Consider the following 12,269-nt stretch of genomic DNA (forward strand, 5'->3'; position numbering starts at 1 on the left):
AATAGATCTTCTTTCGATTCGACAAACTATGCGGACGAGGCGTCAGTCAATTCTAGGATGTAACCAATGCCTCGGATGGTCTTGATCCGTGGCGTTGCACCTGATCTGGTCAGATGTCCCCGTAAACGATAAATTCCGACTTCAAGCGCGTTGGCAGACACGTCGTCGTTGAATGAATAGAGGTGATCTTCCAATTGCGCACGGGGCACGATGCGGCCTGCCCGGTTAAGCAGGTGCTCTAGAATACAGAGTTCGCGACGTGCGATCATCATTGGGTGCCCATCAACGAAAACCTGGCGGGCGACCGGATCAAAGTCGAGATTGCCAAATACGAGCCTCAGGTCGGTCATCTGTGTCGCCCGGCGCAGAATGGCTCTCATTCTGGCAATAAGCTCATCGGTAGAGATGGGTTTGAGCAGAAAGTCGTCCGCACCACCGTTGAAGATCGCAATTCGCTTATCGAGATCGTTAAGGCTGCTCATAATGACGGCAGGAACTGAATGCCCGTGGGTCCTCAACTGCCTCAGCCAACCCAAGCCATCGCCATCTGGCAGAGCCAATTCCAGCAGGAGAATTTCATAGCTGGCGCAAGAAAATGCACTCGAAGCCAGTTCCAGAGTACCAACGACATCAACGACGAAGCCGCCATCCCCGAGCGCAAGTCGCATGGCGCGCGCAAGATCCGCATGATGATCCACGAGCAGCGTTCGCATTTCATCTCCTCTCGAAGAGGGACGGCCCATCGAACGCGTCACCGGCGGCCATCTGATCGGAGCACACGGCGCGCAACTCGTCGCAGCTCTCGGAACTGGTCCGAGTCGGAGGGACATGCAAGTCGCTCGGTGGCAATAGGCGCGGGTGAGGACCAACTGACGGGCTCAAATACGCCGGTCGGCGAACCCACGAGGCCAGCAACCCGCGTGCGATTTCTCGTTGCATCATCTCTCCTACGTGCAGCCCCTGCGCTCGCAAGGCAGCGTCGCGGCTCAGAGCCCGATTCCCACAGAGGGTAGGGTTAGCTTTCGAGAAACTGATTGAACAAATCGATTATTTGGATCGAATCCATCCACGGTATGGATGCAGCGCACCATCTTCAACGACTGCGGCGTCCTGATGCACTGTTGTGTCTGTCGTGCTCTGCTTTTTTCGCTGTCCTTCAAGGCTGGCGAGCCTGGTGGAACCTGCGCGTCATTGGCTTGGTAGCTTGAATGCTCAACAACGGAGCGCCCTGCGCAAAGCCGCTCTCATTTCCAAAAAGCCTTGCAATCTGGTTGGAGCACTTCGCGCTCGACACCAAAATAGGCGAGGAAAACTGACGTCTGACAGGGATGTACATGCAACAGCCGATTTGCAGCACCAGCAAACGACCGCGTTCAGGCTGAAGATCGACGACCAACGGCTCCTCGATTTCCGCACCGACCGCTTTTACAAGCTCTTCCTGTGCGGGCGGATGCCGGCAAACAGCAGCACAGGGTCAGCGAAACCGGGAGCGGGCCTGCTTGATCGCCATGATCACATTGCCGCTGTCGCGCGTGCGGAGCGGAATGCAATCGGTCCAGCCGGCGGCAATCCGGTCAGCACTATCGTCTGCACGAAGCTCCCTGACGAAGACGTGCCCGAATGCGCTCAACAAAGCCGGGCGGCGGATCTTTCCAATCGCCGAAGGTGCGGGCTGGCACCGAGCGGCGAACTGCGAACTCATTCCTGCCCGGCGGCGCTGGCCGCCGCGAGCGTCGATGCGGACCCAGCCGCTCCGAATCCTCCCACAACACGATGAGCCCGTCGCGGACATCGCTGCCGTAACAGCGGCTGCGGCTCTTGCCCGCAGACGGCCTCTGCTCACGACGGTTCATAAGACGGATCGCGCGCTTGCGAATAATAGCCGGTTACCGCCTCGAACTCATCCAGAATGCGCCGCTTGTCAACGCCGCAATAAAGCTCCACGATCGCCGCTTCACCGTGTCGCCATGCTTAGCCGCGCCATCCTTCCCCCGAACCGGAATGGCACGACCTGTCCATCCCCTTTGGAACAGGACACTATTGGTAACATTTTGCTTGAGGCAATGCGGCTCGTTGCCTTCCTTTTCGCTGACCGGAAGGGTACCGGAAGTCGTCTATCGCATCTTACCCGCTGAAAGCGGCAACACCTCGACCTCAATCGCAGATCATAGGAAATAGACGATCGCGTCGGGGCCTCAGCATCGGTTCACCGGGTTTCCGTCATCGACTGAAGCGAATTGCCCCATCGACCGTCACCGGGTGGGCCGCGATACGTCGCCGTATATGATTAGCGAGCGCACGTAGCGGAGCCATAGCTCTCCACCCAGCCATGTTCCCCTAGTTGGAAAATGTCCGGCGGACCAGAGGTGCTGTCGTCAGCTTTTCCTGAATAGCGGCCAAGGCAATCCCTACCAGTCCATCACCACCTTGCCGGAACTGCCGCTCTTCATCGCATCGAAACCGATCTGAAAATCGTCGATGCCGATGCGGTGGGTGATCAGGCCGGAGACATCCAGCGGACCCTGCACAAGCGCGATCATCTTGTACCAGGTTTCGAACATCTCGCGGCCGTAGATGCCTTTGAGATGCAGCATCTTGAAGATGACCTTGTTCCAGTCGATCTCGAAGCCGGTCGGCGCGATGCCCAGAATGGCGATCTTGCCGCCATTGTTCATGGTGTCGATCATGTCGCGGAAAGCGGGGGCGGCGCCTGACATTTCGAGCCCGACGTCAAACCCCTCGGTCATGCCGAGCACCGGCATGACGTCGCGCAGCTTCTCCTTCGAGGCGTCGACGACATGCTGGACGCCGAGTTTCTTGGCTAGCGCCAGCCGCACCGGGTTGATGTCGGTGATGACCACTTTGCGCGCGCCGACGCATTGGGCGACGAGCGCGCCCATGATGCCGATCGGCCCGGCGCCGGTCACCAGCACATCCTCGCCGACCAGATCGAAGGACAATGCGGTGTGGACGGCATTGCCCAAGGGATCGAAGATCGCGGCAATCTCATCGGGCACATCGTCGGGGATCGGCACGACATTGTGCTGCGGGATCGCCAGATACTCGCCGAAGGCGCCTGGACGGTTGACGCCGACGCCGAGTGTGTTGCGGCACAGATGCCCTCGCCCGGCGCGACAGTTGCGGCAATGGCCGCAGACGATGTGGCCTTCGCCCGATACACGCTGGCCGACCTTGTATTCGGTGACCGCTGCGCCGAAATCGGCAACGGTGCCGACGAATTCATGGCCCGTCACCATCGGCACCGGCACCGTCTTCTGCGCCCACTGATCCCAATTGTAGATGTGCACGTCGGTGCCGCAGATCGCCGTCTTCTTGATCTTGATCAGCACGTCGTTGGGGCCGATTTCCGGCACCGGCACCTCTTCCATCCAGATGCCCGGTTCGGCCTTGGCCTTCACAAGCGCCTTCATCATGTTCGACATCAGGATTTCCCTATTCCGTGATTGCGCTTCTGGCGAGATAGCCTGCACAACGGGAAGGTAGGCCACTAACTCGTTTGAACGTCCGGAATGGTCAGCCCCGCCTGCTCGGCCTCGCGGCGCAAATTCTGACGGGGCCTGGGGCCGATCTGCTGGATCACCAATCCGGCTGCCAGTGAGCCAAGGTCGCCGCAAGTCTGCAGGTCGCGGCCTTGCGTGTAGCCATGCAGGAAGCCGGCGGCATAGAGATCGCCGGCGCCCGTCGTGTCGACCAGTTCCTTGATGGCGGTCGCCTTGATCACCACGGTCTCGTCGCCGCGCACGATCACCGAGCCTTTTTCCGAGCGGGTGACGGCGGCGATCCGGCAATCCTTGCGGATCTGGGCCAGCGCCTCGTCGAACGACGATGTCTGGTAGAGCGACTTGATCTCGTGGCTGTTGGCAAAGACGATGTCGACCGTGCCCGAGCGCATCAGGTCGAGGAATTCGTCGCGGTAGCGGTCGACGCAGAACGAATCCGACAGCGTCATCGACACTTCTCGGCCTGCCGCGTGCGCCAGCTTCGCCGTCTGGCGGATTGCCTCCTTGGCGCGCGGCGGGTCCCACAGATAGCCTTCGAAATAGGTGACCTTGGCGCCGGACGCCTTGTCGGCTTCGACATCCTCAGGGCCAAGCTCGACGCAGGCGCCGAGATAGGTGTTCATCGAGCGCTCGCCGTCGGGCGTGACGAAGATCATCGAGCGCGCCGTCGGCGGCTCACCCTTGAGCGGCGTGGTGCCGAAGGCGACGCCCTGCGCATGGATGTCGTGGGCGTAGATTTCGCCCAGCGCATCGTTGGAGACCTTGCCGAAGAAGGCCGCGCGGCCGCCAAAGCTGGCGACGCCGGCCGCCGTGTTGCCGGCGCTGCCGCCGGACGCTTCGATCGCCGGACCCATGCGGCTGTAGAGCAGTTCGGCGCGTTGTGTGTCGATGAGGTTCATCGCGCCCTTGATGATGCCGTTGGTCTCGAGGAATTCCTCGTCGCACTGGGCGATGATGTCGACAATGGCATTGCCGATGCAAAGCACGTCATAATCCGGCATCAAAATCTCCGCCAAAACCCGAGCCGGCTTCTTGCCACGCCGGCCGGGCGTGGTCTCGCGAGTTGAAATGGGTTGCCGCATGCGCTTGATCCAGCCGCCCTCACGCAGCTGCCGGTCCGGCTTCACGCAGCAAATCGTCAGCTTTGTCCGTCTTCTCCCAAGTGAACTCAGGCTCTTCACGCCCGAAGTGTCCGTATGTCGCCGTCTTGCGGTATATCGGCCGTAAGAGATCAAGCATCTTGATGATGCCTTTCGGTCGGAGATTGAAAACCTCGAGAACAAGGCGCTCGATCCTTTTTTCCTCGATCCTTGCGGTTCCGAAGGTATTGACCATGACAGAAACCGGACTGGCCACGCCGATCGCGTAGGCAAGCTGAACCTCGCAGACCTCCGCAAGGCCGCTGGCAACGATGTTCTTCGCGACATACCGGGCGGCATAGGCCGCCGAGCGGTCAACCTTGGATGGGTCCTTGCCCGAAAAGGCACCGCCGCCGTGACGCCCGGTCCCACCGTAGGAATCGACGATGATCTTCCGTCCTGTGAGGCCGCAGTCGCCGGCAGGCCCACCGACCACGAACCGCCCTGTTGGGTTGACCAGAAATCTGATCCCCGAAGTATCCAGGTGGGCCGGCAGGACCGGTTTTATGATCTCCTCAATGACGCCTTCGCGGACCGTGGCTTGTGAGACCGCTTCGTCATGCTGCGTTGACAGGACTATGGTATCCAGCGCCACCGGGCGGAGCCCTTCGTAGCGTACCGACACTTGAGATTTCACGTCCGGACGCAGCCAGCCAAGCTGTCCCGCTTTCCGGACCTCGGCCTGTCTTTTCGTCAAATGGTGAGCGAGTTGGATCGGCAGGGGCATCAATGTATCCGTCTCGTTGCATGCGAATCCAAACATGATGCCCTGATCCCCTGCCCCTTGCCCGAGATCCTGCCCTCGTCCTTCATCAACGCCCTGGCTTATGTCGGGCGACTGCTCGGTGAGGGCCAGAACGACGGCGCAACGTCGACCATCAAAGCCAATCGCATCATCGTCGTAGCCAATATCGAGTATCGTATCGCGGGCGACTTGGCTGTAATCGATGTGGGCATGGCTGGTGATCTCGCCAGCCACAACGACCATCCCCGTCTTCACCAACACTTCACAGGCGACGCGCGCCTTCGGATCGGTGCGCAGGACCGCATCGAGAATGGCATCGGAGATGTTGTCTGCCATCTTATCGGGGTGTCCCGCGCCGACGGATTCGGAAGAGAACACGAACTGCCTGGTCATAAAAATGCCCTCGCTTCAAGTGCTGGAGTTAGTGAGGAGTTTCTGGATTGGGGTGGCTTATCGGTCGGGGATGCCGGGAACATCGAACGCAGTGCAGAAGTCGGCAACGTCTCTTCGTACGCTCGCATGAACTTCCTGGTCATCGGGCTGGCGGCAGACCGAGTCGATGAAAGCGGCGATCTGCACCATCTCCGTTTCGCGCATGCCCATGGACGTCACCGCTGGTGTCCCTAAGCGGATGCCGCTTGTCAGCGCCGGATGCCGCCGGTCGCCCGGGACCATATTGAAATTCGCAATGATGCCTGCACGCGATAAGCGCTCCGCATAGGCTTTGCCTGACAGCGACCGGTCCCGAAGATCAAGGATCAGCATGTGATTGTCAGTGCCCCCGGTGACGAGTTCATAACCTCGCTCCAGAAGTGCCTGGGCCAGAGCCTTGGCTCTGTGGACGATCTGCTGACCGTAGACACGAAAGGACGAGTTCGCTGCTTCCTGCAAAGCGACGGCAAGCGCGGCGATAGTATTCATATGCGGTCCGCCTTGCAGAAGAGGGAACACGGCGCGGTCTATACGTTTGGCCAGATTGTGTTTGCTCTTCGGATGATGGAGGGGCTGATAACGGTCTTCATTCCTTGATAAAATGAAGCCACCCCGGGGACCGCGGATCGACTTGTGAGAGGTGCTGGTGACCACATCGCAATGGGACACGGGGTTCGGATGCACTCCTGCGACAACCAGGCCGCAGATGTGGGCGATGTCAGCCACCAGATACGAGTTCACCTCCGAAGCAATTTCGGCCATTGCCGCGTAGTCAAAAATACGCGGATAAGCAGTTCCGCCGACCCAAATTAGCTTCGGGCGTTCCCGCTTGGCGGTCTCGCGCAAGTGGTCATAGTCAATTTGCTGTGTCTTTTCGTGCAGCCTGTACGGGACGCGCTGATAATCGCTGCCGGAAAAATTGACGGACCAACCGTGGGTCAGATGGCCGCCTTCGGGTAAAGGCAAGCCCATGACTTTGTCACGGGGGCTCAAAAGCGCGCGATAGACAGCCTGGTTGGCTGGCGAGCCTGAATAAGGCTGGACGTTGGCGTGTTCACTGCCAAATAGCGCTTTCAGGCGCTCGATCGCGAGGGTCTCAAGCTCATCGACGATCTCGTTTCCGGCGTAGTAGCGCGCACCGGGGTATCCCTCGGCATACTTGTTGGTGAAAATCGACCCGGTCGCTTCCAACACCGCCGAGGAGGCAAAGTTCTCGGAGGCGATCAGTTTGAGAGTTGTCCGCTCCTGACGCTCCTGTCTTAGAAGCAGTTCGTGAACGCGGGAGTCGACGGCGGCTAAGTGAGGCCGCCCGTAAGTATCGGGCTGCGCGATGGCGCCGCCGGCGGAGTTATCCATGGTAGTCGCGCTCCATTTGGACTGATCTATTTCACGATCAAGCAGGCGGTCCCTTCAACCGCGCGTCTTGTATTGCTTCCAGGCGTTGTAGGTCTCTTTTATGATGGCCATCATCGTGGGGCAGGAGATCGACCACCAATTGAGCCAGCCCGCCATCCTTGCCTCCTGCTTGCATATGGTACGAAGACTGCGGACGTTGTTCGTTGCAGCAAAGAAAGTTGGCTCTGACCAGCCGCCGAACGTGGCGTCGAACCTGCTCGCGAGGCAGACTGGTAATATCGGCCAGCTCGCCGACGGTTAGATCCGCATGCGCGCAAAGGCCCAGGATGCGAAGGCGATCAAGATGCGCTGCCGTCCTTAGGCGATTTACCAGTGTCAACATTGGTTGGCATCAACCCGGACGGGATGCAGCAAGCCGCTAGCCCTTCTATCCCCATCAATCCGCATGAGACCTCTCTCGTCATTTGCTGTAAATCCGCTGGTATGGATGCTAATGGAAGATGGATCACAGTCCTTTCTACGACTAAGACGCCAGATATTGGGGCTAATGTACCACCTGACAGGAGACTACACTCACGAACATTATGTGAATTTTTTTTAACGTTGCTGAGAATCAAGGGTGAGGTTTGGCGAATGTCTCGCCGTCGACTGTCGAATCCTGCCCGACGGGATTATGGGGTGCGTAGCCTGCTTGTCCTTTCCACATGACCAGCGACGATGGGGCGAAGGCGGCAGACATAGCTCTGGAGCATGCTGCGGTGTCTTTGGCCTGAAGCCGAGAAAGGCGGACCGTGGCTTCCGCGCCGCTGCCGGGAGCCCGCGAACAGGCCAAGTGGATCAGCCGGGTGTTGCCGTCATAGAGCGTGAGACCCAAAGCTGGCCAGCCCCGCCCTAGGCTGACGCACCGCTCAGCGTCCACCTTGCTCTCGAAGCCCATCGGCATAGCGCCGATAACGACTTGACCGCGTGCGTGTCGACGAGCGATCGGTGAGCGCAAGGATCGAGGGTGCAGTGCAGGATAATGCTGTTTTAAATCAGCGCTGTTTTCAGCCGACTGCCTTGAGCGTGGGCACAAGGATATAGGCCCAAGGCAGGAGATCATCGTCTGGCTGTTCGGGAGGCCGCCCTGGGCGCGCGACAGCCGTTCCTTCGGCTGCGCCGCTCCGCCACCATCCGCGCCGTGCCTTCCGGAGACCATTCCCGCTGCCGGCCGGCGCCCGTGAAAACCTCGACCCGGCGCACCGGCTCGAGATGGCTGGGCTCAGCGTAACTCTGAAGTCGTCATATACCGAAGCCTTCACAGACTTCGGACATCCCCCTCACAGTCCGATCCAGATGGCGTCAGGAACACCGCTTGCGTTGATGCGGATGAACCCCTGCTTGTGCCACAATGACCCTTATGTCAGCGCGCGAGCCAAAGCTTCCGCGCAAGGCGACGGCTAGGATAAGGCAATGCCGACGAAGGGCACATTGCTTGCCACACTCTGGAATGATGGCATGCTCGGAAGGCCTAGGCTTTGCTCAGGGCCGCCTGCAAGGCGCGCTTTGAGGTTATTCACATAGCCTTCTGCGTAGTCCTGCGCCGTCGAGACCGAAAGATCAATGCCTGCCGCCAAGGCCTCTTCCATCAGGTGCTTTACGAGCCCATTTCGAATGGCCAGCTTGACCTCGGGGCCTGCGATAAGGCCGATCGCCTGCGCGGCCATATTGAGGCCAGCTTCCTCCAGCGCTCGCTTCATATCGCCTCCGTTAATGGCCGTACGCAGGAGATTGGCTGCTTGCGACTCAGCCTCGAGAACCATCGAGGCAAGATCGGCTACTTGTCCGAGGCCCGGAATGAAGCTGAGCAGTCCCACCGCCGTTGCCGCCAAGTCGAGCACTTTCGTCTCGATTTTGAGCACGGAGTCGACGACGTGCATGACGGCCCCGCCGTTCTTTTTGGCTGACTTAATGTCAGGCTGGTCCATCAGGCCCATCTTCATGTCCGCGACGGCATTCTGCTCTTCTGCGGTTTGGGCGCCGTGGGTGATTGGCTGCTGAACGTTGCGGTTCGCAGACGACATGTTTGTGCAAAAATGGGCAAAGTCTTTTTTGCTGATATTGCCGGAATCAACCGTATGCCCGCCGCCAAAGTCGAAGAATTTATGATGGGTCTTATAGCCCGTGATCGAATTGTTCAGGAGGCCAAACAAAAGCGGATCTGAAAGGAGCTGAGAGGCTGCTTCCCGCACTTTCGGATCAAGGCTCTTGTCGTCTTTCATTTTCGCCAGTTTGTCGCGAGTCAGAACACCGCTTCCAAAGAACGTGTCCTGATGGTCCTTGATCATCTCGACCGTATTCAGCTCAGTTTGCGTGAGGCTCATCGACGATGAGGCGACTTGCAGGAAATCCTCTTTGTGCATCTTCCCTTTCGAGCCACCGCACAACTGGTTCCAAGCATCGGGGTGATCGAGGAAATATTGCGCCGCCGCAATGACCTGGGGCGGAAATTTGCCGTTTTTCGATTCGCCGCCGACCATTTTCTTGAACTCATCCAGACTCAGGTCCTTGGACAGATTTTCGGAGTACCGGTAAAACTCCCGCAAGGCATCGCTCAAGGTCATGACCGAAGGCTGCAAACCTCCGCTGCCGTCGGATGGTATGTAGTTCTGCTCGTAGCTTCGCGCTTGGGCTTCCTGAAATGCAGCAACTTGTGGGTGGTGGTTTGAAAATCCGGCCAAGTCCTTGGCGTTGATCTTGCCTCCACAGCGGCCGTCGCCCTGCGAGCCAATCGCATAAAAAAGTCCCGAATCCTGCTGCAGTCCCTGGATCGCCGCTTTCAGATCCGGTGGCGTAGAGGGATCATTGGCTTTGTCGGTCAACGACTTCCAAGTAAGCGGGCATTGGTCCTTGTGACGGTTGAGTACCGCAACAATCTGCAACTCAGCCGTGGTCAGCGACCCACCGTTCCACGTGATTCCGGGGCTCGGCCTGGGAGCCGGCTCGATCTTCGGAGTGACGCCGAGCAGATGTTGGGCTTCAGTCGCCTTGGAGCGTTGCGATTGGTCCTCCTTGAGAGCCGCCCTCATATTTGGCGGCAGCAGATCCAGTGGGTGTTGCTCCAAGCCATTCAATGTCAAGACATCCGGTGCCAGATGGCCCAAAGGGTCCTGCCGCAATTTATCCATTGTCGAATCAAGATTCGACGCTGGCAGATCCCCTTGCGCGAAAGAGCCGGGCTTGTCTGCCAGCACACAAGTGGACAGCATCGCTTCGAAGCACGATGCACTTTGCTGATGCTGGGTCGCAAAATGGGAAACTTTCAGGCCCGGCCAACCCCTTGCGGACTGTAGCGAATTTGAGCGGTAGAAAGTTGAAAGATTACTGGCCGACATTATGCATCCTCAGACGTGACGTTGAAATCCCCACAAGAGACCCCGACAGAAGATCCCTTGCGTTTCACAAAATTCGACAATTCCAAGCGTCGGCAGGTCACGAATGCGCCTGCCCTGCCTTCAATTGCTGTGTTCCGGGCCGGCTCCAAGGTTCGGTCCAACACAATGGCCGGAGTCACCGCGAGAGCTGCCGGGACTCATCATGAGCGGATTAGCTTTCGAGAAACTGACGAGTTTGCGAAGAGTTCACAAAGGGGTAGCCGCAGTCATGTTCTTCAGAGCTGCGGGAAATCCTCAATGTTCATTTCTTGCCCAGCTCAGGCTTCCCGCCAACGCTATCCTGTTGTGGGATGTCAGAAGAATAAGAAGCATCCGGTCGTCCGTCGCGAACGACCGTAGTGGAGGAGCCGCGAAACAAGATCAGCACTGATTCCTTTGGCGTTGCCGCTATGTGAGTCTGCGCCTGCGCCTGCGCCACCAAGCCGTTAAAGGTCTGCTCCACGAGTGCGACGAAGCGCGGTGGACCGGAAACGAAGACGAGGCCATTGCCTGGCACGGGTTTGACCACATAGCGCTCGTCGGAGATATCAAGCTTGTCGAGAGCCCCCTTGAACGCATCGAAGCGAATCGACGTCATCAAAAGCATTCGAGTTTGCGATTCTTGTGCAGCAGACACATAGAGCACAAGGCCGTCATAGTACCATTGTAGACCGTAAAGGTTCGTCAAGCGGTCGAGGAACGCGCGCGGTGGCAAATCAGGCATACGTCCGCGAATTCGCCCCTTCACCGCAGGACTGATGTTGACCCTGATATTCAGGTTGTTGCCGAATTCCTGCAACGCTGCAGCGAGCTCCTGATCCAGAACCGTGTATCTATAGGGTGTCGCCGGAAGGGACAGCGGGACTGCATGCGCCGGGTGAATCCCGGTGGACAGAAAAAACCCGGCACAAAGAAGTCTCAAAACATGCAGGGTGACGGGTTGGATAAGCGTTCTCGGCATGTCGCACTGATAAACCAAACGCTGAAATCATCACAAGTGACTAAATTGCCGAAGAGATTTTAGATTGTCGAAATGACGCCGCCGTTAGTCAGCTTGTTGTCAGCTTGCCCCCCTAGGAGTGTTGCGCCGACACCGGGTGATGAATGGGCGGGGCTCGCCCGGTCAGAGAGAGCAACCGAGTCCTTACATGATGATGCCTGTCACGTCGATCTCTGCCACTCTAACGGCTGGCCTCCCCAGGGTCGGATCACCGTCGATTGTCGAGCAGGCCCAGTTTGAGCGCGCCTTAGGGCATGCAGCCGACTCGCTGAAAAACGATGCCGCCGCGGGGCCAGCGAGTGCGGCGCCAGTTGCTGCGGCGATGGATGTTCAGCGCGCGGCTGCGCCGACGAGCGGCATGGGCGATCGCGTGTTGCAGACGATTTCCTCCCTATATCCACACAACACTGTTTCCTTCCCCGCGCTCGACCATGACATAGCCCTTTCGAAGGGCGCTCTACCGGGACCGGCGCAGAAGCTTCCCGTTCCAGGTGAGGCGGGAACCGGAATCTCGGGCATTCCCCAACAAGGGCAAGACTTCGAAACGATGATGGCTGGTCTTCGGGATGTTTACAACGGCGTCACCCAGGTGGCGCTTATCTCCAAAGGCGTCAGCGGCGTCACATCATCCGTGAATAAACTTTTGAAGGAAGGCTGAACCGC

10 protein-coding genes and 1 pseudogene are annotated in these 12,269 nt (G+C 58.7%); 1 reads left to right on the forward strand and 10 read right to left on the reverse strand.

Going from position 1 to position 12,269, the window contains the following annotated elements:
- Window positions 1–26 precede the first annotated feature (26 nt).
- The 10 genes and pseudogenes from EOD29_RS28075 to EOD29_RS28125 form a co-directional block, all read right to left on the reverse strand.
- A complete protein-coding gene (locus tag EOD29_RS28075) occupies window positions 27–713 on the reverse strand; it encodes a response regulator transcription factor (RefSeq protein ID WP_024505585.1) in 687 nt (228 codons plus the stop codon).
- 443 nt (window positions 714–1,156) lie between these two features.
- Entirely contained in the window at window positions 1,157–1,396 is a 240-nt protein-coding gene (locus tag EOD29_RS37405) for a hypothetical protein (RefSeq protein WP_127248567.1), read from the reverse strand.
- A gap of 129 nt (window positions 1,397–1,525) precedes the next feature.
- A pseudogene (locus tag EOD29_RS37410) lies at window positions 1,526–1,694 on the reverse strand (transposase); the annotation flags it as partial.
- Window positions 1,695–2,408: 714 nt separating this feature from the next.
- Window positions 2,409–3,443, reverse strand: coding sequence for an L-threonine 3-dehydrogenase (tdh, locus tag EOD29_RS28090; protein WP_063169264.1), 1,035 nt, complete (start codon window positions 3,441–3,443; stop codon window positions 2,409–2,411).
- Between the two features lie 65 nt (window positions 3,444–3,508).
- Window positions 3,509–4,522: an adenosine kinase gene (locus tag EOD29_RS28095; RefSeq protein ID WP_126063919.1), complete on the reverse strand. Its 1,014-nt coding sequence runs from the start codon at window positions 4,520–4,522 to the stop codon at window positions 3,509–3,511.
- Window positions 4,523–4,622: 100 nt separating this feature from the next.
- On the reverse strand, window positions 4,623–5,798 hold the full coding sequence (gene metK, locus EOD29_RS28100) for a methionine adenosyltransferase (protein WP_063169265.1): 1,176 nt from the start codon (window positions 5,796–5,798) through the stop codon (window positions 4,623–4,625).
- Window positions 5,799–5,855: 57 nt separating this feature from the next.
- Entirely contained in the window at window positions 5,856–7,193 is a 1,338-nt protein-coding gene (gene glyA, locus EOD29_RS28105; protein WP_127248568.1) for a serine hydroxymethyltransferase, read from the reverse strand.
- Between the two features lie 37 nt (window positions 7,194–7,230).
- Window positions 7,231–7,575: a helix-turn-helix domain-containing protein gene (locus EOD29_RS38050; protein WP_084831489.1), complete on the reverse strand. Its 345-nt coding sequence runs from the start codon at window positions 7,573–7,575 to the stop codon at window positions 7,231–7,233.
- A 1,057-nt stretch (window positions 7,576–8,632) separates the two neighbouring features.
- Window positions 8,633–10,567, reverse strand: coding sequence for an HrpF/NolX family T3SS translocon protein (locus EOD29_RS28120; protein ID WP_024505366.1), 1,935 nt, complete (start codon window positions 10,565–10,567; stop codon window positions 8,633–8,635).
- Between the two features lie 301 nt (window positions 10,568–10,868).
- Window positions 10,869–11,567 carry a secretin N-terminal domain-containing protein gene (locus EOD29_RS28125; protein WP_024505367.1) on the reverse strand — a complete coding sequence of 233 codons (699 nt, stop codon included), beginning with the start codon at window positions 11,565–11,567 and terminating at the stop codon, window positions 10,869–10,871.
- 187 nt (window positions 11,568–11,754) lie between these two features.
- On the opposite strand from EOD29_RS28125, the gene EOD29_RS28130 reads away from it, so the two are divergent.
- Window positions 11,755–12,264 (forward strand): nodulation protein NolB, encoded by a 510-nt coding sequence (locus EOD29_RS28130; protein ID WP_024505368.1) that lies wholly within the window; start codon window positions 11,755–11,757, stop codon window positions 12,262–12,264.
- Window positions 12,265–12,269 lie beyond the last annotated feature (5 nt).

This window comes from Mesorhizobium sp. M1A.T.Ca.IN.004.03.1.1, assembly GCF_003997555.1.
Lineage (GTDB): Bacteria > Pseudomonadota > Alphaproteobacteria > Rhizobiales > Rhizobiaceae > Mesorhizobium.

What these genes read in the sequence shown, in the direction of transcription:
- EOD29_RS28075 (WP_024505585.1), bottom strand. Translation starts at nt 713, where the DNA reads ATGCGAACGCTGCTCGTGGATCATCATGCGGATCTTGCGCGCGCCATG.
- tdh (WP_063169264.1), bottom strand. Translation starts at nt 3,443, where the DNA reads ATGTCGAACATGATGAAGGCGCTTGTGAAGGCCAAGGCCGAACCGGGC.
- EOD29_RS28095 (WP_126063919.1), bottom strand. Translation starts at nt 4,522, where the DNA reads ATGCCGGATTATGACGTGCTTTGCATCGGCAATGCCATTGTCGACATC.
- metK (WP_063169265.1), bottom strand. Translation starts at nt 5,798, where the DNA reads ATGACCAGGCAGTTCGTGTTCTCTTCCGAATCCGTCGGCGCGGGACAC.
- glyA (WP_127248568.1), bottom strand. Translation starts at nt 7,193, where the DNA reads ATGGATAACTCCGCCGGCGGCGCCATCGCGCAGCCCGATACTTACGGG.
- EOD29_RS38050 (WP_084831489.1), bottom strand. Translation starts at nt 7,575, where the DNA reads ATGTTGACACTGGTAAATCGCCTAAGGACGGCAGCGCATCTTGATCGC.
- EOD29_RS28120 (WP_024505366.1), bottom strand. Translation starts at nt 10,567, where the DNA reads ATGTCGGCCAGTAATCTTTCAACTTTCTACCGCTCAAATTCGCTACAG.
- EOD29_RS28125 (WP_024505367.1), bottom strand. Translation starts at nt 11,567, where the DNA reads ATGCCGAGAACGCTTATCCAACCCGTCACCCTGCATGTTTTGAGACTT.
- EOD29_RS28130 (WP_024505368.1), top strand. Translation starts at nt 11,755, where the DNA reads ATGATGATGCCTGTCACGTCGATCTCTGCCACTCTAACGGCTGGCCTC.